This window comes from Isoptericola sp. S6320L, assembly GCF_023015685.1.
Taxonomy (GTDB): Bacteria; Actinomycetota; Actinomycetes; order Actinomycetales; family Cellulomonadaceae; genus Isoptericola; species Isoptericola halotolerans_A.
The window spans coordinates 17,771-39,361 of sequence record NZ_JALKAT010000020.1 but is presented as its reverse complement, the minus strand read 5'-3'; the positions used below and the strand labels follow the sequence as shown (position 1 = coordinate 39,361).

Annotated in this window: 21 protein-coding genes; 9 read left to right on the top strand and 12 right to left on the bottom strand. The window is 73.0% G+C overall.

Annotation, left to right across the window (positions count from 1 at the left end; translation table 11 throughout):
- Position 1: 1 nt before the first annotated feature.
- Together MWU57_RS11860 and MWU57_RS11855 are read right to left on the bottom strand one after the other, a co-directional pair.
- Positions 2–691, bottom strand: a complete 690-nt coding sequence (locus MWU57_RS11860) for a class F sortase (RefSeq protein WP_246909385.1) — start codon at positions 689–691, stop codon at positions 2–4.
- Entirely contained in the window at positions 691–1,479 is a 789-nt protein-coding gene (locus MWU57_RS11855; RefSeq protein ID WP_246909384.1) for a hypothetical protein, read from the bottom strand. Before MWU57_RS11855 ends, MWU57_RS11860 begins: the two co-directional genes overlap by 1 nt.
- Before the next feature lie 151 nt (positions 1,480–1,630).
- On the opposite strand from MWU57_RS11855, the gene MWU57_RS11850 reads away from it, so the two are divergent.
- Positions 1,631–2,554 (top strand): NADP-dependent oxidoreductase, encoded by a 924-nt coding sequence (locus tag MWU57_RS11850; protein ID WP_246909383.1) that lies wholly within the window; start codon positions 1,631–1,633, stop codon positions 2,552–2,554.
- A gap of 19 nt (positions 2,555–2,573) precedes the next feature.
- On the opposite strand, the gene MWU57_RS11845 is transcribed toward MWU57_RS11850, so the two are convergent.
- On the bottom strand, positions 2,574–3,395 hold the full coding sequence (locus tag MWU57_RS11845; RefSeq protein WP_246909382.1) for a siderophore-interacting protein: 822 nt from the start codon (positions 3,393–3,395) through the stop codon (positions 2,574–2,576).
- 111 nt (positions 3,396–3,506) lie between these two features.
- On the opposite strand from MWU57_RS11845, the gene MWU57_RS11840 reads away from it, so the two are divergent.
- Positions 3,507–4,274, top strand: coding sequence for a DUF2599 domain-containing protein (locus MWU57_RS11840; protein WP_246909381.1), 768 nt, complete (start codon positions 3,507–3,509; stop codon positions 4,272–4,274).
- A 53-nt stretch (positions 4,275–4,327) separates the two neighbouring features.
- Positions 4,328–4,807: a GNAT family N-acetyltransferase gene (locus MWU57_RS11835; protein ID WP_106268472.1), complete on the top strand. Its 480-nt coding sequence runs from the start codon at positions 4,328–4,330 to the stop codon at positions 4,805–4,807.
- Between the two features lie 5 nt (positions 4,808–4,812).
- Here the strand turns inward: MWU57_RS11835 and MWU57_RS11830 are convergent, their stop codons facing one another.
- Positions 4,813–6,165 (bottom strand): MFS transporter, encoded by a 1,353-nt coding sequence (locus MWU57_RS11830; RefSeq protein WP_246909380.1) that lies wholly within the window; start codon positions 6,163–6,165, stop codon positions 4,813–4,815.
- A gap of 88 nt (positions 6,166–6,253) precedes the next feature.
- Here MWU57_RS11830 and eis point away from each other — a divergent pair, with 88 nt between their 5' ends.
- On the top strand, positions 6,254–7,489 hold the full coding sequence (gene eis, locus MWU57_RS11825) for an enhanced intracellular survival protein Eis (RefSeq protein WP_246909379.1): 1,236 nt from the start codon (positions 6,254–6,256) through the stop codon (positions 7,487–7,489).
- Positions 7,490–7,513: 24 nt separating this feature from the next.
- Here the strand turns inward: eis and MWU57_RS11820 are convergent, their stop codons facing one another.
- On the bottom strand, positions 7,514–8,215 hold the full coding sequence (locus MWU57_RS11820) for a hypothetical protein (protein WP_246909377.1): 702 nt from the start codon (positions 8,213–8,215) through the stop codon (positions 7,514–7,516).
- A 111-nt stretch (positions 8,216–8,326) separates the two neighbouring features.
- On the opposite strand from MWU57_RS11820, the gene MWU57_RS11815 reads away from it, so the two are divergent.
- The 4 genes from MWU57_RS11815 to mqo all read left to right on the top strand — a co-directional run bounded on the left by MWU57_RS11815 (position 8,327) and on the right by mqo (position 11,941).
- Positions 8,327–8,911 carry a TetR/AcrR family transcriptional regulator gene (locus tag MWU57_RS11815; protein ID WP_246909376.1) on the top strand — a complete coding sequence of 195 codons (585 nt, stop codon included), beginning with the start codon at positions 8,327–8,329 and terminating at the stop codon, positions 8,909–8,911.
- Positions 8,908–9,585, top strand: coding sequence for a pyridoxal 5'-phosphate synthase (locus MWU57_RS11810; RefSeq protein ID WP_246909375.1), 678 nt, complete (start codon positions 8,908–8,910; stop codon positions 9,583–9,585). The genes MWU57_RS11815 and MWU57_RS11810 overlap by 4 nt, the downstream gene beginning before the upstream one ends.
- Positions 9,576–10,259, top strand: coding sequence for a maleylpyruvate isomerase family mycothiol-dependent enzyme (locus MWU57_RS11805; protein WP_246909374.1), 684 nt, complete (start codon positions 9,576–9,578; stop codon positions 10,257–10,259). Before MWU57_RS11810 ends, MWU57_RS11805 begins: the two co-directional genes overlap by 10 nt.
- Positions 10,260–10,444: 185 nt before the next feature.
- Entirely contained in the window at positions 10,445–11,941 is a 1,497-nt protein-coding gene (gene mqo, locus MWU57_RS11800; RefSeq protein ID WP_246909407.1) for a malate dehydrogenase (quinone), read from the top strand.
- A 16-nt stretch (positions 11,942–11,957) separates the two neighbouring features.
- On the opposite strand, the gene MWU57_RS11795 is transcribed toward mqo, so the two are convergent.
- The 4 genes from MWU57_RS11795 to MWU57_RS11780 all read right to left on the bottom strand — a co-directional run bounded on the left by MWU57_RS11795 (position 11,958) and on the right by MWU57_RS11780 (position 16,846).
- Positions 11,958–12,890 (bottom strand): ketopantoate reductase family protein, encoded by a 933-nt coding sequence (locus MWU57_RS11795; protein WP_246909373.1) that lies wholly within the window; start codon positions 12,888–12,890, stop codon positions 11,958–11,960.
- A 16-nt stretch (positions 12,891–12,906) separates the two neighbouring features.
- The gene (gene pntB, locus MWU57_RS11790; RefSeq protein WP_106268483.1) at positions 12,907–14,310 is read right to left on the bottom strand and encodes a Re/Si-specific NAD(P)(+) transhydrogenase subunit beta; all 1,404 of its coding nucleotides are present in this window, start codon (positions 14,308–14,310) and stop codon (positions 12,907–12,909) included.
- Entirely contained in the window at positions 14,307–15,899 is a 1,593-nt protein-coding gene (locus tag MWU57_RS11785) for a Re/Si-specific NAD(P)(+) transhydrogenase subunit alpha (RefSeq protein ID WP_246909372.1), read from the bottom strand. Before MWU57_RS11785 ends, pntB begins: the two co-directional genes overlap by 4 nt.
- An 89-nt stretch (positions 15,900–15,988) precedes the next feature.
- Complete coding sequence (locus MWU57_RS11780; protein WP_246909371.1) at positions 15,989–16,846, bottom strand: formate/nitrite transporter family protein; 858 nt, start codon at positions 16,844–16,846, stop codon at positions 15,989–15,991.
- Between the two features lie 191 nt (positions 16,847–17,037).
- Here MWU57_RS11780 and MWU57_RS11775 point away from each other — a divergent pair, with 191 nt between their 5' ends.
- Positions 17,038–17,577, top strand: coding sequence for a hypothetical protein (locus MWU57_RS11775; RefSeq protein ID WP_246909369.1), 540 nt, complete (start codon positions 17,038–17,040; stop codon positions 17,575–17,577).
- Between the two features lie 16 nt (positions 17,578–17,593).
- Here the strand turns inward: MWU57_RS11775 and MWU57_RS11770 are convergent, their stop codons facing one another.
- The 3 genes from MWU57_RS11770 to MWU57_RS11760 are packed head-to-tail and all read right to left on the bottom strand — an operon-like array spanning position 17,594 to position 21,479.
- Positions 17,594–18,976: an aldehyde dehydrogenase family protein gene (locus MWU57_RS11770; protein WP_246909367.1), complete on the bottom strand. Its 1,383-nt coding sequence runs from the start codon at positions 18,974–18,976 to the stop codon at positions 17,594–17,596.
- Positions 18,977–18,987: 11 nt separating this feature from the next.
- A complete protein-coding gene (doeA, locus tag MWU57_RS11765; RefSeq protein WP_106268493.1) occupies positions 18,988–20,211 on the bottom strand; it encodes an ectoine hydrolase in 1,224 nt (407 codons plus the stop codon).
- A 23-nt stretch (positions 20,212–20,234) separates the two neighbouring features.
- Complete coding sequence (locus tag MWU57_RS11760; RefSeq protein ID WP_106268495.1) at positions 20,235–21,479, bottom strand: aspartate aminotransferase family protein; 1,245 nt, start codon at positions 21,477–21,479, stop codon at positions 20,235–20,237.
- Positions 21,480–21,591 lie beyond the last annotated feature (112 nt).

The following is a 21,591-nucleotide window of genomic DNA, read 5'->3' as shown; positions in this document are numbered from 1 at the left end:
GTCACACCTCGTGGGCGTAGACGACCGTGTTGTCCTCGTAGTGGCCGACGCTCGCGTCCCACGCCCCGCCGCACGTGATGACGCGCAGCTCGGGCCCGTCGGTGTTGGCGTAGACCCGACGGGTGGGGAACTCGTCCTTGGGATACGACTCGACGCGGTCCACCTCGAAGGTGACGGTGGTGCCGTCGGCACGGTCCACGTGCACCTTCTGCCCCGGCTCCAGCGTGGCCAGGTCGTAGAAGACCGACTCGCCGTTGGGGCTGTCGACGTGTCCCTCGATGACCGCCGGGCCCTGGTCGCCGGGCCGCGGCGACCCGTCGAACCACGCCGCACGGTCGATGTCGTCCCCGGCCGGGACCTCGATGGTGCCGTCGTCGTTCAGGCCCAGGTGCAGCAGCCGCGAGTCGACGTCGATCGCCGGGATCCGCACCCGCCGCGGCAGGGCGCTGCGCTCCTCCGCCGGCGGCTCGGCGGACGCTGCGGCCGACGGCGCGCCGGCCTCGGCGGTACGGCTCGGCCCGGGCAGCGCCTCGGTCGGTGGCGACGGCGCGGTGGACGAGGACCGGGGCGGGCTGGTCTCCTCCACCGGCGCGGGCGCCGGTTCCTGCGTGCCCAGCCCGACGGCGACCGCCGTCCCGCCGCCGAGCACCAGCCCGGCGGCGAGGACGGCGGCCACGCGTCGGCCGACCATCAGGAGTCCTGGCCCACGGTCCGACGGCGGGCGACGAGCCCGGCGGTCAGGCCCGCACCCGCGAGGAGCGCCACGCCGCCACCGGCGATCAGACCGAGGTTCTCGGTCCCGGCGGTGCCGCCGGTACCGGTCTGCACGCCACCGGCCGGCATCTCGTCCATCTGCGAGGCGGCCAGGATGCCGCACAGCGCCGGGTCGGTGGCCTCGGCGGGCAGCGACGGGTCGAGGTCCGACTCGGTGTCGCCGTCGTAGGCGCCGCTGCCGTCGTGGTCCACGCCGTGCACGACGAGCGCGACGTCACCGGCGAGGATGTCGTCCGCGAGGTCCTGAGAGACCTCGATCTCGCCGCGCTGGTAGTCGATCTCGCCACCCTCGGCCGTGTCGAACCGGTCGACGGCGAGCGCCGAGTCGCCCGAGGTGTCGCCCTCCGTGGTCAGCGAGACCTGGACCGACCCGTAGGACGGGACGCCCTCGGAGGTGGTGATCGTGCCCGAGCCGTCGGCGTCGTCGCCCTCGACGGGGCACTGGTTCGTGGCGTCCTCGCCGTAGTGCAGGTGGGCGGCGTGCGGGCTGCCGGCGAGCAGGCCGGACGCCGCGAACTCTACCGTGAGGGTCGTGCCCTCGACCCAGACCATCGCCTCGCCGCTGCCGTCCACGCCGTTGAGCGGGACGGGCGTGAGGTCACCCTGGGCGGTACCGTCCGCGGCCGAGGCCGGGCCGGTGACGGCGAGCAGTCCGGCGAGCGAGAGGGCCGGCGCGACGAGCGCGGCGCGGGTGCGTGCCTTCATGATCGATCCCTTCGTTCCAGGCCACGACGTTCGCGACCTGTCGGGGGTTCGGAGTCCTGCGGCCCCCGGATGGGTCCGGATCGAGATCGGTGACGACGGCGGTGGGAAGGGCGCTCGGAATGGCCCGGCCGGGTCGTCGGTTGCCCCTGGCATGCGAGCAATCACCTACAGCCATTACGGCGACGCCGACGTCCTCGAGTTCACCGAGCAGCCCGACCCCCATCCCGGAGCGGACGCCGTGGTGGTCCGCGTCCGCGCCGCCTCCGTGAACCCGGTCGACTGGAAGGTCCGCCAGGGCTACCTGGACGGGCTGATGGACGCCCACTTCCCCGTGGTCCCGGGCTGGGACGTCGCGGGCGTCGTCGAACAGGTGGGACTGGACACCCCCGAGTACGCGGTGGGCGACGAGGTGTACGGGTACGTGCGCACCGACGTCGTGCACGGCGGCACGTTCGCCGAGCTGGTGGCAGCCCCCGTGCGCACGCTGGCGCGCAAGCCGCGCTCCCTGACGTTCGAGGAGGCGGCGGCCGTCCCGCTGGCGGGCCTCACCGCGCTCCAGACGATCCGCCGCTCGGGCGTGCGGGACGGGCACACCGTGCTCGTGCACGCCGCGGCAGGCGGGGTGGGCGCCTTCGCGGTGCAGATCGCCCGCTCGCTCGGCGCCCGCGTCATCGGGACGGCGAGCGAGGCGAACCACGAGTTCCTGCGGTCCCTCGGCGCCGAGCCGGTGACCTACGGCGACGGCCTCGCCGAGCGGGTGCGCGAGCTGGCTCCTGACGGCGTCGACGTGGCGCTCGACTACGTGGGCGGCGACGCCGTGGCGACCTCCGCCGCCGTGCTGGCCGACGGCGGGACGATCACCTCGATCACCGACCCGGCCGCGCGGGACGAGCACGGCGGGCAGTACGTGTGGGTGCGCCCGTCGACCAGCGACCTGGACGACCTCGCCGCGATGTTCGACGCCGGCACCCTGCGTGTCGAGGTCGCCGAGACCTACGAGCTCGCGGACGCCCCCGCGGCGCACCGCGCCAGCGAGGGCGGGCACGTGCGCGGCAAGATCGTCGTGCGGGTCTGAACGACGAGGGCCGGGCCGGTCAGCCTGCGGCGGGCTTCCCGTGGCGCCAGTAACCCAGGAACGTGATGTGCGCCTTGGGCATGCCCGCGGCCACGAGGTGCCGGCGGACGCCGGTGGCCAGCCCGGCCTCGCCCGCCGCGTAGGCGGACCCGACGCCGTCGGGCAGCGTGAGCCGGCGGACCTCGGCGAGCGCGGCCTGCCCCGGCACCGCGTCCGCACCGGTGGTCTCGTCCCGGGCGACCCAGCGGACCTCCACGCCGGCCGGCGCGCGGAAGTCCTGCTGGTCGTCCGCCGTGGGCACCTCGACGACGGCGATGCCGCGGGCGTCGGCGGGCAGCGACTCGCAGATGCCGGCCACGGCGGGCAGCGCCGTCTCGTCGCCGACGAGCAACGTCCAGTCGTGGGGGTGCTGCGGGTCGTAGGTGGCCCCCTGGTCGAGGAGCCCGACCGTGTCGCCCGTCCGCGCCGTCGTCGCGAAGTCGGCCGCCGGACCAGAGCTCCCCTCCGCGTCGGCGTGGATGACGAAGTCGACGTCGATCTCGCCCAGGTCGGGCCGGGCGGCGCGGACGGTGTAGTTGCGCACCCACGGCCGCCGTGACCTCGGCGTGGCGAGGTACTGCAGGTACCAGCCCCACTCGGACGACCGGGTCGGCGGGCGCAGCATGTCCTGCCCGGAACGCTGCAGGAACAGCCGGAACCACTGGTCGAACCCGAGCGGGGTGAAGCGGTCGAGCCCGCCCAGCGTCACGCGCATCATGTGCGGCGTGACCTGCTTGGTGGTCACGACCTCGGCGACGACGACCTGTGGATCGACCGGCTTGCGACCGTGGTGAGACGACATGCGGATAAGGTTAGGCGAACCTCACCCACGTGTGAAGGGGTGTCCCGGCACGCGGACACCACCGACCTGCCGGGCGCGCACCGGACGACCGCGGTCGGGCACGATGGGCGCGTGTGCCGCCTCCCGCTCCTCACCGTCGTCGTCGCCTGCAGCCTGCTCGGCGCCTGCACGGCGCAGCCCGACGCACCGGCACCCGCGCCGTCGGCCTCGGCGTCGGCTGCTGCCGCGCCGCCCAGCGATCGCCCGGCACCGGAACCTTCCGACGCCGCCTTGACGGAGGTGTCCTCGGGCGGCACCACCCTCACCGTCTCGGTGCCCACGGGTGGCGGCGCCCGCGCCGTGGAGGTCGTGCCCGCGGACGGCACTGTCACGGTCCGCGTCGGCACCGCTCCGGAGGCACCGGCCACGATCACGCTGACCTCCGCCGGGAGCGTCGAGGTGAACGTCGACTCGAGCGTGACGATCCTGGACGACGGCGGCACCCCGGTCGCCGGGCTCTCCCCCGTCGCCGGTGGCGCCGTCGTCACCGCGGTCGACACGACGAGCGTGCGCCTCGACCCGCCCCCGGAGGCGAGCACCGCCGAGACGGTGCTGGGCACCGAGGCCGTCGCGAGCGCCGACTGGGGCGAGCGCGAGGGCGGTCGGTCGCTCGCCGTCGACCCCACCGCCTGGGCCCGCTCCGCCGGCCAGGCCGGCACGGACCTCGTGTGGGCCGAGCTCGTCGCGTCCGATCCCGAGGTGGACACCCCCATCATGCACGACCAGCTCGTCTGCCACTCGATCGGCGCACCCGAGAAGGACACGTGGAACCTCGAGCCGTGGCGACCCGACGTCGGGCTCATCGCCGTCCTCACGGACCGGTGCAACCCCACCGAGTAGTCACGCGAGCGCGGCCGGGCTCGCAGGTCGCGGCGACCACCTAGCATCGAGGCGTGAACGACGCCTCGACCCCTGCTCCCGGCACGCTCCGCCTCGCGTTCCGCACCGCCGTGCGCGACGACCTCGAACGGATCGTCGAGCTCATCGCCGACGACACGGTCGCGGCCCGGCGCACCGGCAGCTTCGGCCCCGCCCACGTCGCGGGGTTCGAGGCCATCTCCGCCAGCCCGCACGACGAGCTGGTCGTGGCAGAGCTCGACGGCGCGGTCGTGGGCGTCATGCAGCTGACGGCGATCCCCGGCATCTCGCGCAACGGCGCGACGCGGCTGCAGGTCGAGGCCGTCCGGGTCGACGCCCGGCTCCGTGGCCGCGGTATCGGGCGCCGCCTGATGGAGCACGCCCACGATTGGGGGCGAGCGCGAGGCTGCACCCTCGCCCAGCTCACCTCGGACAAGCAGCGTCCCGACGCCCACCGGTTCTACGCCTCGGTGGGCTACGCGGCGTCGCACGAGGGCTTCAAGCTGACTCTGTGAGCCGGTCAGCCCGCGGGCGCGGTCTCCCGTGGCCGGTCCCGGATCCCGGCCATGCTCACCAGTCCGCCCACCACGAGCAGCACAGCCGTCACCACCAGGGCCCGGTGGAAGGACTCGACGTCGAGCACCCCGCCGAGGATGACGCCCGCGAACGCGATGACCACGAGGCCCGCCACCCGGGACACGGCGTTGTTGACCGCCGAGGCGATCCCGGCGTCGGACGGCGGCACGGCACCGAGGATGGCGGACGTCAGGGGCGCGACCGTGATCGCCAGCCCGAGCCCGAAGACCAGGACACCCGGCAGCACCTCGGTGACGTAGCTCGCGTCGGCGTCCATGGTGAGCATCAGCAGGAACCCGCACGCGGCGACCACCGGGCCGACGGTCATGAACCATCGCGCCCCGTAGCGGCCCGCGAGCGTCCCGAACCGGGTGGACAGCGCCAGCATCGCGAACGTGATGGGCAGCTGCGCCACCCCCGCGGCCGTCGCGGAGTAGCCGGCGACCTGCTGCAGGAACAGCGTCAGGACGAACCCACCGAACGCCAGCGCACCGTAGACCGCTGCCGTGGCGACGTTGCCCCACGCGAAGTTCCGCACCGCGAAGAGCCGCATCGGCAGCATCGGGTCAGGGGCCCGGCGCTCGTAGAGGACGAACGCCACCAGCAGCGCGAGCCCGACGCCGACGAGCGGCCACACCTGCTCGATGAGGCCGAACACCGTCGTGCCGAGCCCGACGGCTGCGAGCACCGCGCCCGGGACGTCGATGCGCCGCCCGCTCGTGGCCCCCGACGGCGGCACTCCCCGCAGCAGGTAGAGGGTCACCGCGACCACGGGGACGTTGATCCAGAACACCCCGCGCCAGGAGACGAGGTCGACCAGCCCGCCCCCGACGAACGGCCCGACGATCATGGCGGTGCCGGTCCACGCGGTCCAGGTGCCGATGGCCCGGGACTGAGCCGGCCCCTCGAACGTCGAGATGATGAGCGCCAACGAGCTGGGCACGAGCAGTGCCCCGGCGACGCCCTGGAGCAGGCGTGCGACGACGAGCACGGCCCCGGTGGGGGCCACGGCGCACAGCACCGACGTCGCGGCGAACCCCAGCAGCCCGACGAACAGCACCTGACGGCGACCGTAGACGTCCGAGAGCGAGCCGGCGGCGAGGATGAGGGCGCCGAGCGTGACGAGGTAGCCGTCGACCACCCACTGCTGGAGCGTCAGGCCGGCCTCGCCCGGCCCGCCGAGCTCGTCGGCGATCGCGGGCAGGGCCACGTTGACGACGGTCCCGTCGAGGAACGACACGAACGACGCGAGGATCGCGACGAGCAGCACACGCCGCTGCGTGGAGGTGGTGGCCACGCGCCTCACGCTACGGCCGGTCGGCGACTCCGACCAGCCGCACCGCGCCGGCGTGCCGCAGCGGGCCCGGAGTCAGTAGCGTGTGGCCATGGACCTGGTCATCCGCCGGTCGGTCGTCGCCGACGTCCCCGCCGCACGACGTCTCGGCGACGAGGCGTTCGGCGCTCCCGCGACGCCCCGCCCGGACCCCGAGCCCGGCACCTGGCCGTCGGCGAACGTCCGCCCGTGGTCGGCGTACGACGGCGAGGAGCTCGTCGCCACGCTGGGCGTGCGCCGGTTCACCTCCTGGTTCCACGGCGCGGCCGTCCCGACCGCCGGGTTCGCGGGGGTGACGGTCGCCGCGGAGCGGCGCGGCGAGGGCGTGCTCCGGCCGCTGTTCGACGCGGCGCTCGCCGAGGCACGCGAGCAGGGCGAGGTGATCTCGACCCTCTACCCGAGCGCGGCCGGGATCTACCGCAGCCTCGGCTACGAGGTGATCGGCTCCTACGACGAGGCACGCCTGCCGATGGCGGCGCTCGCCACGGTCCGTCCGCCGGCGGGCGGGGTGCGTACCCGGCGCGCCGCTCGTGCCGACGTCGAGGCGATCCGCGCCGTCTACCGCACGTGGGCGGCCGCGCAGAACGGCCCGCTCACGCGCACCGAGAAGCCGTTCCTGCCCGAGCCCGACGAGCTGTTCGGACCTGAGTCGGGCTATACCGGCATCAGCCTGGCCGTCGGTCCGGACGACGAGGTCCTGGGCTTCGCGAGCTGGAACCGGGGCTCGGGGTACGACGGGACGGGCACGATCGAGGTCGACGACCTGGTCGCGCTCACCCCGGACGCCGCCCGGGCGCTGTGGCGCGTGCTGGGGTCGTTCGGCACGGTGGCCGGCTCGGTGCGGCTCTCGACGTCGGGCGCGTGGACCGGGTCCGACCCGAGCCGCCTGGTGCTTCCCGACCACACGGTCACCACCACGAGCCGCCCGTACATGCTGCGGCTGCTGGACGTCCCGGCCGCCCTCGGGACCGCCTGCCTGCCGCCACTGAGTGCTCGCGTGCCGTTCTCCGTCGTCGATCCGCGGACCCCCGACGTCGAGGGTTCCTGGACGCTTCTGGTGCACGACGGCGTGGCCCAGGTCCACCCGGACGCCCCGTCCGTCCCGGCGGAAGGGCGGGAGCCCGACCGGTTGACGTTCACCTCGTCCGGCATCGCGCTGAGCTACGCAGGAGCGGCCTCTACCGCGAACCTCCGCCTCGCGGGCCACGTGCGCGGGCCGTCGACCCACGACCGGCTGTGGGACGCCCTGTGGCACGGTCGGGACGTCCACGTGCGCGACTACTTCTGAACGGCACAGCAGGTTCTGAACGACTCAGCAGGACGCCGCGACGTCCGTGCGGTAGCCGAGCGCCCAGCACAGGGTGCCGACGTCCTGCCGGATCGTGTCCACGGCGGTTCGGAGGCCGGCGACGTCCTGGCGCAACGCGTCGACGTCGGCGGCGCTGGCGGCGTCCGGCCGGGTCTGCAGGTCGTCGCGGACCGTCGCCAGGTCGTTGCGGACGGTCCCGAGCCCGTTCTGGAGGTTGGACTCCAGGCTGTCGATGCCGTTCGTCACCTCGAGCAGGCGCGTCTGCAGGTCGTCCATCCCCCCGGAGCCCTCGGCGGGGAACCCGGTCCAGTCCTCGACGCTCTGCACCCTGCCGGTCAGGGCGTCGACGGTCGCGGCGTCCGGCGCGGCCGCGAGCTCGGCGCGGAGGCGGGCGGACTCCGCCTGGGCGCTCTCGGCCTGGGTGACGGCCGTCTGCACCTCGCCCGCCAGCTTCCGGTTGGCCGACCAGAGCACGGCGACGCCGACCGTCGCGACGAGCGCGAGGACCACGGCCGCGGCGAGGACCGCGGTCTGCACGCCCCGGGACTCGAGGCGCGGCACCAGGCCGCGCCCCGGGCCGGCGGGCAGGTCCGGTTCCGCCGGGAACAGGGTGGCGATCGACGCGACCTGGCCGGTGTCCGGCCGCCGGGCGATCCGCCCACCGGACGAGACCCGTCCCGACGGTGCTGCTGGATCGTGGCTCATCTCGCTCCTCCTGCTCGCCGACGTGGCTCGGGTCACATCCTGGCGTCCCGACCGCCCCGCCACAACCGCCCGGACGCGGACGCCATACCTAGAGGTAGGTACAGTGCAACCGTGCCACCTCCCGCCACCCGCGACCGGCTCGTCGCCGCCGCCCAGGAGCTGTTCGCCGCTCAGGGGGTCGGGGCCACCAGCCCGCGCCAGGTCCTCGCTGCGAGCGGCGTCGGGCAGGGCAGCCTGTACCACCACTTCCCCGCCAAGCACGACCTGGCCGTCGCCGCCGTGAGTGCCACCGCCGACCATGCGCTGGCAGCGGCGCTGCAGGAGCTGTCGGGAGACTCCCCCGCCCTGGGCCGCGTCCTGGCATACCTCGAACGCCCCCGTGACGCGCTGGCCGGATGCCGGGTGGGCCGCCTCACGAGCGACCAGGCCGTCATGGACGACGACGACCTGCGCGCCACCGTCCGGACCTCCTTCGACCGGCTCGTCGCCGCCGTCGCCGAGGTGCTCACCGAGGCCGGCGTCCCGCCCGACGACGCGACGGACCGGGCGCACGCCGCCGTCGCCGTGGTGCAGGGCGGCTACGTGCTCGCCCGCGCCACAGGCGACCCGCAGGCGATGCGCGCCGCCGTGCGCGGCTTCGTGACGCTGCTCGACCCGACCACCCGTGACCGTCCCGACGACGAGGAGTCCCTGTGACGACCTTCCGCGAGCGCCTGCGCGCGCTGCCCGTGCTCCCCGACGGCTTGCCGGGCTGGGAGATCGCCGACCTGGACGCGCTGCCGGCGACGCCCCACCAGCTCTTCGAGACCTGGTTCGACGAGACCGTCGCAGCCGGTGCGACCGGTCCGCACGCGATGACCCTGTCGACCTCGGACGGTCACGGCGCGGTGCGCGCCCGGACGGTGATCCTCAAGGACCTCACTGCCGACGGGTGGTGGTTCGCGGGGCACTCGACGAGCCCGAAGGGCCGGGACCTGGCGACGGAGCCACGGGCCGCCCTGACGTTCCTGTGGCGCGAGACGGGTCGCCAGGTGCGCGTCACGGGCACGGTCACGTCGCACCCCGAGGTCGGGGCGGCGGACTTCCTCGCCCGTCCGGACGCCTCGCGCGCCGCCGGGCTGGTGGACCACCAGAGCGAGGTCCTCGGCGACCTGGCCGAGCACCGCAGGGCCTGGGCCGACGCCCTGGACCGGGTGCGCGCCGACCCCCGGCTGATCGCGCCGGCCTGGACGGCCTGGTGCCTCGCCCCGTACGAGGTGGAGTTCTGGCAGTCCGGGACGGGCACCGGCCAGACCCGCCTGCGATACCGTCCCGACGCCACCGTGGGCGCGCCGCGCGCCGCCTGGACCAAGGCGCTGCTGTGGCCCTGACCGTCGACCACGACCTCCTCGAGCACGCACGAGCCGACGCCGACCGGGCGCTGGGCGACCTGCTGGCCCGGGTCCGCGACCTTCCCGCCGGTGCGACGGTGGAGCCCTCCGCGCTGCCCGGCTGGTCGCGGGGCCACGTGCTCGCTCACGTCGCGAACGTGGCCGCCGCGCTCGCCCGACAGGCCGAGCACGCCGCCCGTGGGCTGACGATCGAGCCGTACGACGGTGGAGCCGCCGGCCGCGCCGCCGGCATCGAGGCCGCGTCCTCGCGCTCCGTCGACGAGCACGTCGCAGCGCTCACCGCCGTCCGTGCCCGGCTCGTCGACGCCTGGCCCCCGCCCGGGGACGCGGGCTGGGCCGCGCCGGTCGCGTACCGCGACGGGGTCGTCGCGGGCGTCCTGCTGGCCTGGTGGCGCGAGGTGCGCATCCACGCCGTCGACGCCCTCGTCGGGATGACCGACGACTCCTGGGACGCGGCGCTCTGCGCCCACCTGCAGGACTTTCTCGCGGTAAGGCTGCCCGACGGCGGTCCCCCACCGCAGATCGAGGGCTCAGCGGCGCACGTCGCGGCCTGGCTGGCGGGCCGTGAACCGTCCGGGCCGGTCGTCGCGCGCCGTGGCGGCGTCGTCGTCGCCCTGCCGGAGCTCGGCCCGTGGCCCTCCGCGCAGCGCTGACCGGCGAGGCCCACGCGGCCCGGATGTGACCCACATCACTGCAGGTCAGCCGCTTGTGACCTTGCTCTCATTCTTTGTGACACTTTTCACCAGCGTCGTAGCATGGCGAGGTGACTACGCGCGAAACGGCCTCCCGCAACGGCTCCTCCGACGCCGTCGACGTCGTCCTCATCGGCGGCGGCATCATGAGCGCCACCCTCGGCACGCTGATCCAGCAGCTCGAGCCGACGTGGTCGATCCGTATCATCGAGCGCCTCGACGAGGTCGCGCTCGAGTCGTCCAGTCCGTGGAACAACGCCGGCACCGGTCACGCCGCGCTGTGCGAGCTGAACTACACGCCGGAGAAGGCGGACGGCACCATCGACATCTCCAAGGCGGTGGCGATCAACGAGCAGTTCCACACCTCGCGGGAGCTGTGGCACCACCTGCTGGCCACCGGCCGCCTCGCGGACTCCTCGTTCGTCAGCCGCACCCCGCACATGACGTTCGTGCGCGGCGCCAAGAACGTGGACTACCTGCGCCGTCGGCACCAGACGCTCAGCGACCACCCGCTCTTCCGTGACCTGGAGTTCTCCACCGACCGCGCCGAGATCGAGCGGTGGGCTCCGCTGCTCACCGCCGAGCGCGACGCGGACGAGCCGATCGCCGCGACCCGGTCCGTCGCCGGCACGGACGTCGACTTCGGCAACCTCACCCGCCAGCTCGTCGACGGGCTCGTGGCCCACGGTGCCCAGATCCAGCTCCAGCACGAGGTCCGCTCGCTCAAGCGCACCCGCGACGGCGGCTGGCGCCTGCGCGTCAAGGACCGCTCGTGGAACGCACCCCAGCGGACGTCCACCGTCACGGCGCGCTTCGTCTTCGTCGGCGCCGGCGGCGGCGCCCTGCCGCTGCTGCAGTCCGCCGGCATCCCCGAGATCAAGGGCTTCGGCGGGTTCCCGATCTCCGGAGAGTTCCTGCGCACCGACAACCCGGAGGTCGTGGCGCAGCACCAGGCCAAGGTCTACGGCAAGGCCGACGTCGGCGCTCCGCCGATGTCCGTCCCCCACCTGGACACCCGTGTGGTCGACGGCAAGAGCTACCTCATGTTCGGCCCCTACGCCGGGTTCAGCCCCAAGTACCTCAAGAAGGGCAAGTACCTGGGACTGGTCACGTCGCTGCGTGCCCACAACCTGACGTCGATGATCGGCGCCGGCCTCAAGAACCTCGACCTCACGCAGTACCTGGTGGGCCAGCTCGTCGCCGCGCCCGAGACGAAGTTCCACGCGCTGCAGCAGTTCATGCCGACCGCTCACCCCAAGGACTGGGAGACGATCACCGCCGGCCAGCGCGTGCAGGTGATCAAGCGTGACGCCGACGGCAAGGGCGTCCTGCAGTTCGGCACGGAGATCGTCTCCGCCGCGGACGGGTCGATCGCCGGCCTCCTCGGCGCCTCGCCGGGCGCCTCGACCGCGGTCTCGGCGATGGTGGACCTGCTCGGCCGCTGCTTCCCCACCGAGTTCGCCGGCTGGCGCCCCCGTCTCGCCGCGATGATGCCGAGCCTCGACGGCATGCCCGCCGACGCCCGCGAGATCGACACCACGACGGACGCGGCGTCCGAGCTGTCCGCCACCGAGCTCGCCGCGCAGAACGGTGGCGTGCTGCCCGCCAGCGTCTACGAGTCCCGGGCCGACTCCCGCTTCTGAACGCGGCCGGGAACGGTCAGCCGACCCTGCGAGCGAGCTGGACCACGACCCGCTCGATCGTCGGGGTCGGCACCGACCGTGCGGCACCGCGCCGTGCGACCGCCCCGCCGATCGCGTCGAGCTCGCCCGTGCGACCGGCGGCCAGGTCGGCCTGCAACGACGACCGCATCGTCGGCGGGAACCCTCGCAGGATCGTGCGCAGGTCCTCGGCCGTCGTGGTGACGCCCTCGGCCGCGGCGACCGCCGCCACCTCACCGAGGACGCCGTCGGTGAGCACCGGGTCGGCGTCCAAGGCCGCACCCACCCCGGTCCGGTGCACGGACGTCAGCAGGGCCAGCGGCGCGAGGAAGCGCAGCTTGGACCACAGCACCTCGGTCTCGCTGCCCGCCGTCACGACCTCGATCTCCGTGTCGCGCAGGGCCTGGACCACCTCGAGGTCACCGGCCTCGGCGGGCACGGTGATCCGCAGCAGCTCACCGCGGTGGCGTACCGTCAGGGCCGTGTCCGGGCCCGACCCGGTGCGCAAGGTCTCGCCGGCGTAGGACGCCCCGACCACGACGCTCTCGTACGCGGCCGGGCCGCCGGGCCCCGCGAGGGCAGCCCGCAAGGACTCCATGTGATCGATCCCGTTGAGGAGCGAGACGACCTCGGGAGGCCGACCGGCAGCGATCGTCCCGGCGACCTCGGCGACGCCCTCGGCCTTGACCGCCACGAGCACCCGGGCGCCGCGCGGCACCCACGTCGTCGCCCGCAGCGGGGCGTGCCAGGCACCGAACCGGTCGGTGACGATCTCGAGCCCGTGCTCGGTCACCCGCCGGGCCGTGCCCGGGCGTCCGACGAGGACGACGTCGTGCCGGGCCCGCTGCAGCAGGGCGGCCACCAGTCCGCCCACCGCCCCCGGGCCGACGACGGCGATCAGGGGCCGGTGCAGATCGTTCGCGCTGGTCATCGCCCGAGCGTAGCGCTCACAGCGACTGGATGATCCGCTCCACCTGCTCCTTCGCGTCGCCGAAGACCATCGCCGTGTTCTCGCGGAAGAACAACGGGTTCTGCACGCCGGCGTACCCGGTGGCCATCGAGCGTTTGAACACCACGACGTCGCGCGCGCGCCACACCTCCAGCACCGGCATCCCGGCGATGGGCGAGCCGGGGTCCTCCTGGGCGGCAGGGTTCACGGTGTCGTTCGCGCCGATGACGAGGACGACGTCCGTCGACCCGAAGTCGCCGTTGATCTCGTCCATGCCCAGCACGACGTCGTAGGGCACCTTGGCCTCCGCCAGCAGCACGTTCATGTGGCCCGGCAGCCGGCCCGCGACGGGGTGCACACCGAAGCGGACGTCCACGCCCCGCGCGCGGAGCTTCTCGGTGAGGTCGGCCACGGGATGCTGTGCCTTCGCGACCGCCATGCCGTAGCCCGGCACGATGATGACCGACCTCGCGGACGTCAGCTGTTCGGCGACGTCGGCGGCGAAGGTCTCCCGGTGCTCGCCCGACACGCCCGCCGCGACGGTGCCGGGCTCCGTCCCGAACCCGCCGAGGATGACCGAGACGAACGAGCGGTTCATCGCCCGGCACATGATGTACGACAGGATCGCGCCGGAGGACCCCACGAGGGCGCCGGTGATGATGAGCAGGTCGTTGCCGAGCATGAAGCCCGCGGCCGCGGCGGCCCATCCCGAGTACGAGTTCAGCATGGAGACGACCACCGGCATGTCGCCACCGCCGATGGAGGCGACGAGGTGCCAGCCGAGCGCCAGCGCGACGACGGCGGCAAGGACCAGCGCCGTGAGCGCGACGGCGTCCGACCCGGCGCTCGCCGCCGCGAGGAACCAGGCCAGCAGCCCGGCCGACGCGACGACGAGGCCCAGGTTGATCGCGTTGCGACCCGGCAGGTTCAGCGGTGCGGACCTGATCCTCGCCGCCAGCTTGAGGTTGGCGACGATCGACCCGGTGAAGGTCACGGCGCCGATGAGGATCCCGAGGAAGACCTCGACCAGGTGCACGGTGCCCGCGTGCTGCTCGGTCAGGTACGACCCGAACCCGACCAGCACGGCCGCGAGCCCGACGAACGAGTGCAGGAGCGCGATCAGCTCGGGCATCTGCGTCATCTCGATCTTGCGGACCCGCCAGGTGCCGACCGTCGCACCCACGACGAGCACCAGGAGGATCAGGCCGGCGGTCACCGGCCACGGCCGCTCGGACTGTTCGAGAGCCAGGGCGACGGTGGCCACGAGTGCCAACGCCATGCCGAGCATGCCGAGCACGTTGCCGCGACGGGCCGACTCCTGCTTGGACAGCCCGGCCAGCGAGCCGATGAAGAGGACGCCCGAGACCACGTAGGTGGCCTGGACCACGGACAGCACCGTCATCGGGCCACCTCCGACGTCACGGGGGCGCCCGACGGCGAACCCTTGCGGAACATGCGGATCATGCGGTTCGCGACGAGGAACCCACCGAACACGTTGATCGACGCCAGGGTGGCGGCGACGACGGCCAGGGACGTGACCAGCCAGTCGTCGACGCCGATCTGCAGCAGCGCGCCGACCAGGATGATGCCGCTGATCGCGTTGGTCTGAGCCATCAACGGCGTGTGCAGGGCGTGCGTGACGGCCGAGATGACGTAGTAGCCCACGACGACGGCGAGGGCGAACACCGTGAAGTGGCCGACGGCGTCCGGCGGCGACACCGCGACCGCGAGACCTGCGAGGAGCGCGGCGAGCACCGTGAGCACCCCGTTCCGCCGCGACCTGCTCCGCCGTGCGGCGGCCTCCGCGGCGGGGTCCGTGCTGCTGGGTGCCGGCTCGGGGGGCGGCGCTGCCGGTGCCGGTGCCGCGGAGACCTGCACCGGCGGCGGCGGCCAGAGCACCTCGCCGTCGCGGGTGAGCGTCATACCCCGCACCACCACGTCGTCGAGGTCGATCACCAGGCTGCCGTCCCGCGCCGGCGTCAGGAGCGTGACCAGGTTGACCACGTTGGTGCCGAACAGCTGGGAGGTGTGCTGCGGCATGCGCCCCGGCAGGTCGGTGTACCCGAGCACGATCACGCCGCCGTCGCTCACCACCCGCTCCCCCGGGACCGTCAGCTCGCAGTTGCCTCCGCCGGCGGCGGCGAGGTCGACGACCACCGACCCCGGACGCATCGCGGCCACCATCTCGGCCGTGATGGTGGTGGGGGCGGTGCCGCGGACGAGCGCCGTGGTGATCACGACGTCCGCCCCCGCGGACTCGGCGGCGTAGGTCCGGCGCGTCGCCGCCTCCTGGTCGCCGGTCAGGGCGCTGGCGTAGCCGTCGGCGCTGACCTCCTGGGAGGCGCCCTCGGCCCGGACGGCGGTCGCGCCCAGCGACTCGATCTGCTCGGCCGCCTCGGGGCGGACGTCGAACGCCCGCACCTTCGCCCCCAACGAGGAGGCGGTGCCGATCGCCGCGAGCCCCGCGACGCCCGCACCGATCACGAACACGGTGGCGGGCGGCGTCGTCCCGGCAGCGGTCACCTGCCCCGTGAACATGCCACCGAACTCGTCCGCAGCCTCGATCACCGCGCGGTACCCCGCCACGTTGGACTGGGCTGACAGCACGTCGAGCGCCTGGGCCCGCGAGATCCGCGGGACCGCGTCGAGCGCCAGCGCCGTGACCCGACGCTCCGCCAGGGCGTCGACCAGCTCCGGTCGGGCCGCGGGGGCGAGCTGTGAGATGAGCGTGCTCCCCGGCCGGAGGAGGTCCAGCTCCGCCGGGGAGGGAGCGTTGACGCTCGTCACGACGTCGCACGCCCAGGCGTCGGCACGCTCGCCGATCCGGGCACCGGCCTCGACGTAGGCCTTGTTCGGCAGGTTCGCGCGCTCCCCCGCGCCGGCCTCGACGACGACGTCGTAGCCGAGCGCGGTGAGCTGGCGGACGGTGGCGGGCGTCGCGGCGACGAGCCGCTCGCCCTGGCGCGACTCGAGCGGGATACCGATCTGCACGGGCTCTGACCTCCTTCGGTCGGAAACCCCTGCAACCTACCCGGTCCGTACTGCGAAGACGAGACCGGGTCGCACAGCGAGACGAGGTATCAGCGCGTGGCCCCCACCAGGTCGTCGGGCTCCGCGGCCGGTGCCGGCCGCGCGCCGCGCCGCGGCTTGGTCCGGTAGTGCGTCGTGTAGAGCATGAGGCCGACGAACGTCAGCCCACCGACGAGGTTGCCGATCACCGTCGGGATCTCGTTCCAGACGAGGTAGTCGACGACGGTGAAGCTGCCACCCATGAGGAGCCCGGCCGGGAACAGGAACATGTTGACGATCGAGTGCTCGAACCCCATGTAGAAGAACAGCATGATGGGCATCCACATGCCGACCACCTTGCCGATCACGCTCCGGGACATCATCGCGGCGACGACCCCGGTCGAGACCATCCAGTTGCACATGACGCCGCGGACGAACAGCGTGAGCATCCCGCCGGCGCCGTGCTCGGCGTAGCCGACCGTCCGACCCTCACCGATGTGACCGATCGCCTGCCCGACCTCGCTGGGCTCCGTGGACCAGCCGTAGGTGAAGTAGATCGTCATGAAGACGGCGACCATGAAGGCACCGGCGAAGTTCCCCACGAAGACCAGGCCCCAGTTGCGCAGCACGGCCCCTACCGTCACGCCAGGCCTCTTGTCGAGCCAGGCCAGCGGCGCGAGCGTGAACACCCCGGTGAGCAGGTCGTACCCGAGCAGGTAGAGCAGGCAGAAGCCGACGGGGAAGAGGATCGCACCCAGGAGCGGGTTGCCGGTCTCGACCGACACCGTGACGGCGAAGGCTGCGGCGACCGTCAGCAGGGCCGCCCCCATGAACGCCCGGATGAGCGTGTCCCGCGTGGACAGGTGGACCTTGGACTCGCCAGCGTCGATCATCTGCGTGACGAGCTCGTTCGGCTTCACGTACGGCACTGCGGCTCCTTTCGTCGAGGGGCGGCTCCCGGGCGTCGGTGTCCCGGAGCCTGACCCGCACCAGGGTTCCCGCCGGGTCTTGCCGCTGGAGATCGTCGGTGTTACGGCTCTGGCGCGACTTCCTCACCGCACGCCGGGCGCTGCCGTGAGGGGGCGTGCAAGGAGGACGCCGGGCGAGACACAGTCACGGCATGAGGACTGCTGCCGTCACCGGCCTGGGCGTCGTCGTCGCACTCGGCCTCGCGGCGTGCGTCGGGGACCCCGCCGGCGGGCCGCCACCCGCCGTCGTCCCGACGCCGAGCGCGACCCAGGTGCACGGTCGCTGGCCGGACTCCGACGACACCGCACAGCCGCCGCCCTTCGAGGTGCGGACGGGGCACGACGCCCTGCTGCTGTACCCGTTCACCTACTGCTACCGCCAGGGGTGCGCGGACGGCGTCGACGACGACCCGCCCTCAGTCGGGAACCCCCCCGAGATGTTCGTGCACGTGCCGGTGGCAGAGTTCGACGAGCTGACCGTCAGCCTGACGCCCGACGCCGACGATGCCGCGCGGCCTGTCCCGGCGAACGTCGCGGAGCTCGGCGACGGCTGGTGGAGAGTCACGCTCCGCGGGCTGGCGGGCGACCACCGCCTCACTCTCTTCGCCGTGGGCGACGGCGCGGGCGACATGGTCGCGGACGTCCACTGGGGCACCACCGACGACGGGCCCACCGGGACCGCGACGCCCTGAGCCACAGTGACCGAGGTCAGCCCCGGCGCGGGCCCACCCACACCTGCTGGGCGTTGACGAACTCGCGGATGCCGTGCGGTCCGAGCTCGCGGCCGTAGCCGGAGCGCTTGATCCCCCCGCTGGGCAGTCGCGGATCGGTCTTGACGATGCCGTTCACCGCGACCTGCCCGGCCGCGATCCGCGGGGCCATCGCCTCGCCCCGTTCGGGCGTCGACCACACGCTGGCCGCCAGCCCGTAGTCGGTCCGGTTCGCCATGGCGATCGCCTCCTCGGCGTCGGCGGCCTCCATGACCACCATGACCGGGCCGAACGTCTCCTCCCGGCACGCCGTCATGCCCTCCGTGACGTCGGCCAGCAGCGTGACCGGATAGAAGTAGCCGGGCCCGGACGGCACCTCGCCGCCGAGGAGCAGGCGCGCTCCGGCGTCGACCGTCTCGCTGACCTGGCGGTGGAGCCCGTCGCGCAGGTCCTCGCGCGCGATGGGGCCGACGTCGGTCCCCTCCGCGCGAGGATCCCCGACGGTCAGCTTCTCGAGCCGCAGGCGCAGCCGCTCGACCATGTCGGCGTAGACCGCCGACTCGACGATGATCCGCTTCGCGGCGATGCACGACTGGCCGGCGTTGATGATGCGGGACAGGGTGATCGTGTCCGCCGCGGCGTCCAGGTCGGCGTCGGCCAGCACCAGGCACGGGTCCGACCCGCCCAGCTCCAGCACGGTGGGCTTGATCTCCCCCGCCGCCAGGCTCGCCACGGCGGCGCCGCCCTTCGCGGACCCCGTGAAGGACACCGCGTCCACGCGCCGGTCGCGGATGACGTCGGCGACCGCGGGCGTCTCCAGCGGCAGGTTGCCGAAGACGCCGGCCGGTGCACCAGCCGCGGACAGCTCGGCCGCGACGACCTGCGCGATCGCCCGTGCACACCCGGGCACGTGCGGGTCGTGCTTCATCAGGCACGTGTTGCCCGCCATCAGGGCGGGGGCCGCGAACCGCGCGGCGAGCCAGAACGGCGCGTTCCAGGGCAGGACGCCCAGGACGGTCCCCAGCGGCAGGTGCTGCACGTAGCTGTGGGTGGCATCCGAGTCGATGGTCTCCGGCGCCAGGTACCCGGCCCCGTGGTCGGCGTAGTGCTCGAAGCACCACGCCGCCTTCTCCACCTCGCCGCGCGCCTCACCGATCGGCTTGCCCATCTCCTCGGTCATCAGCGGGGCGAGCTCCTCGACCTGCGCCCGCAGCCGGGCAGCCACCCCGCGGAGCACCTCTGCCCGTCCGTCGAGCCCGCGGGCCGCCCAGTCTGCCCGCGCGGCCTCCGCGGCGGCGAGCAGGGACTCCACCTCCGCAGCGCCGGCCGGGGCTACCTCTCGCACGACCTGTCCGGTGCTGGGGTCGATCGCAGTCAGCATGGATGCTCCTCTCAGGCGACTTCGGGACGGATGGGCGTGGCACCCTCGTGCGGCACGGAGCTTGCCGCGTGCTCCGGCTTGACGGTGAAGTCCTTGTCGAGCGTGAAGAAGGACTCGCAGCCGTCCGCCGTGACGTGGACGGTGTCGGAGATGCCGACGGTCTTGTCACCGTCGACGCCCCACATCCACGGCAGGATGTGGAACGTCATCCCCTCGCGCAGGATGGCAGGGTTGCCCTGGTTGAGGCTCACGATGTAGCCCTCGTCCCAGCTCGGCGGGAACGCGATGCCGATCGAGTACCCGGACCGCGTGACGAGGCGGGCGCCCACGCGGTTCTCGCTGATGATGCTGCGCACGATGTTGTCGGCGTCGGACACGGTCAGGCCCGGCCGGATCGCCGCCTCCACCTCGGAGAGCGCGAGCTTCATCCGTTCCTGTGCCTCGAGCATCGAGTCCGAGAGGTCGTCGAGGACGGCGGTGCGCATCATGGCCGTGTGATAGCGGCGGAAGCATCCCCCCACCTCGAGGAACACGTGCTCGCCGGGCTGGACGGTCCGGCCCTCCCAGGTCGCGTGACCGATCATGCTCCGTGGCCCCGACGTCACGTAGGGCATCACGGCGGGGAACTCACCGCCGGCGCGGAACATGGCCGAGCTGATCTCCGCGGCGATGTCGTTCTCCGTCACGCCGGCGACGCAGGCCTCCAGGCCCGCGCGCATCCCGGCCTCGGTCGCCTGGGCGGCCTTGCGCATGACCTCGATCTCCACGGCGGACTTGCACACCCGGCCCTCCTCGACGATGCCGAAGCAGTCGAGCAGCCGGCCCTCCGTGAAGCTCGCGTGGATGTAGTCCTGGTGGTACGCGGGGAAGTAGTAGCTGTTGCGCTCGTAGCCGACCTCCTTGGTGTGCAGGCCGAACTCGCGCATCGCCTGGACGAGCCCCTGGATCGCGTCGCCGGTGTCGGGGTACGGGCGCGTCGTCTCGACCCAGGTCCGGGCATGGACGTTGGACTCCTCCATGGCACGGGTGATCATGAACGGTTCGCCGTCCAGCGGCACCACCAGCGCCTGGAAGAAGGAGTAGCCCGTCGTCTGGTAGTCCGTGAGATACATCAGGTTCTCCGGATCGGTGATCACCACCGCGTCCAGCAGCCTGTCGGCCATGCGCCGGCGCAGCTCGCCCACGCGCCTCTCGTACTCCTCGAACGGGAACGTCATGTCCTCGCGTGGGTTCATCCCGGTCTCCTGTCGGTCAGGTCTCAGATGGCACGTCGCACGGCCTTGTCGAGGATCTGCAGCCCTTCCTCGAGGTCCTCCTCGGGGATGGTCAACGGGGGGATCAGCTTCAGCACGCGGCCGCCGCTGCCGCACGCGCCGATCAGCATGCCCGAGGCGAAGCAGTCGGCGACGACGGCCTTGCCCCGCGCACCGTCGCCGACGTCGAGGCCCTGGACCATCCCGCGCCCACGGACGTCAAGCCCGGCGTCGACGTCGTCGGCGAGCGAGCGCAGCGACCGGGCCATGGTCTCGCCCTTGGCCCGCACCTCGTCCATGAGCGCGTCGTCGTCGAAGTACGTGAGCGCCTCGCGGCCGGCCACGAAGGACAGCCCCTGGCCCCGGAACGTCCCCGTGTGCTCGCCGGGCGACCAGTGGGCGTCGTGCTCCGGCTTCGCGAGGTTCATCGCCAACGGCGTCCCGAACCCGCCGATGCCCTTGGCGAGGCAGATGATGTCCGGGTCCAGCCCCATCCCGTCGAAGCTGAAGTAGCTTCCCGTCCGGCCGCAGCCGACCTGGATGTCGTCGATGATGAACAGCGCACCTACCTCGTGCGCCAGGTCCTGGACCGCGCGCAGCCACTCGGCGCTCGCGACGTTCACGCCACCCTCGGCCTGGATCGTCTCCACCAGGAACGCCGCGGGCGGGACGAACCCGCTCGAGGCGTCGGCGAGGAGCGCGCGGAAGTCCTCGATCGCCCGGACGCCTCCCCCGGGCGCGGTGTCGAAGGGCAGCCGCACCACGTTGTCCAGCGGCACACCTGCCGCGTTGCGGAAGTAGTCGTTGGCGGTGGCCGCGAGCGCACCGAGGGTCATGCCGTGGAACCCGTGGGTGAAGGCCACGACGTCGCGGCGGCCGGTGACCCGCCGGGCGAGCTTGAGCGCCGCCTCCACGGCGTTGGTGCCCGTCGGCCCCATGAACTGCATCTTCATGGTCATGTCGCGGGGAGCCAGCACGGTCTCGGCGAACTTCTCGATGAAGTCGCGCTTCGTGGTGGTCGCCATGTCGAGGCTGTGCGCCACGCCGTCGGCCTCGAGGAACTCGATCATCGCGCGCTTCATGCGCGGGTTGTTGTGACCGAAGTTCAGGACTCCTGCGCCGGCGAAGAAGTCCACATAGCTGCGTCCGGCCTCATCGACCTGCCGGGCGTTGGATGCCGACGCGAAGACCGTCGGGTACGTGCGGCTGTAGCCGCGGATCTCGGATTCCCACTTCTCGAACGCCTCCATTGACCACTTCTACGTGTCCCCTCCAGGGCTGTCAACAGGTGCGGCCGAGGGTTTACCGCGGGGACATCTCCCCAGCACGGCGGCGCGGCTGTCGCGTCAGCAGGACCGATGA

What these genes read in the sequence shown, in the direction of transcription:
- MWU57_RS11850 (WP_246909383.1), top strand. Translation starts at nt 1,631, where the DNA reads ATGCGAGCAATCACCTACAGCCATTACGGCGACGCCGACGTCCTCGAG.
- MWU57_RS11820 (WP_246909377.1), bottom strand. Translation starts at nt 8,215, where the DNA reads ATGAGCCACGATCCAGCAGCACCGTCGGGACGGGTCTCGTCCGGTGGG.
- MWU57_RS11760 (WP_106268495.1), bottom strand. Translation starts at nt 21,479, where the DNA reads ATGGAGGCGTTCGAGAAGTGGGAATCCGAGATCCGCGGCTACAGCCGC.
- pntB (WP_106268483.1), bottom strand. Translation starts at nt 14,310, where the DNA reads ATGACGGTGCTGTCCGTGGTCCAGGCCACCTACGTGGTCTCGGGCGTC.
- MWU57_RS11845 (WP_246909382.1), bottom strand. Translation starts at nt 3,395, where the DNA reads ATGTCGTCTCACCACGGTCGCAAGCCGGTCGATCCACAGGTCGTCGTC.
- eis (WP_246909379.1), top strand. Translation starts at nt 6,254, where the DNA reads ATGGACCTGGTCATCCGCCGGTCGGTCGTCGCCGACGTCCCCGCCGCA.
- MWU57_RS11860 (WP_246909385.1), bottom strand. Translation starts at nt 691, where the DNA reads ATGGTCGGCCGACGCGTGGCCGCCGTCCTCGCCGCCGGGCTGGTGCTC.
- MWU57_RS11770 (WP_246909367.1), bottom strand. Translation starts at nt 18,976, where the DNA reads ATGCTGACTGCGATCGACCCCAGCACCGGACAGGTCGTGCGAGAGGTA.
- mqo (WP_246909407.1), top strand. Translation starts at nt 10,445, where the DNA reads ATGAGCGCCACCCTCGGCACGCTGATCCAGCAGCTCGAGCCGACGTGG.
- MWU57_RS11855 (WP_246909384.1), bottom strand. Translation starts at nt 1,479, where the DNA reads ATGAAGGCACGCACCCGCGCCGCGCTCGTCGCGCCGGCCCTCTCGCTC.
- MWU57_RS11775 (WP_246909369.1), top strand. Translation starts at nt 17,038, where the DNA reads ATGAGGACTGCTGCCGTCACCGGCCTGGGCGTCGTCGTCGCACTCGGC.
- doeA (WP_106268493.1), bottom strand. Translation starts at nt 20,211, where the DNA reads ATGAACCCACGCGAGGACATGACGTTCCCGTTCGAGGAGTACGAGAGG.
- MWU57_RS11795 (WP_246909373.1), bottom strand. Translation starts at nt 12,890, where the DNA reads ATGACCAGCGCGAACGATCTGCACCGGCCCCTGATCGCCGTCGTCGGC.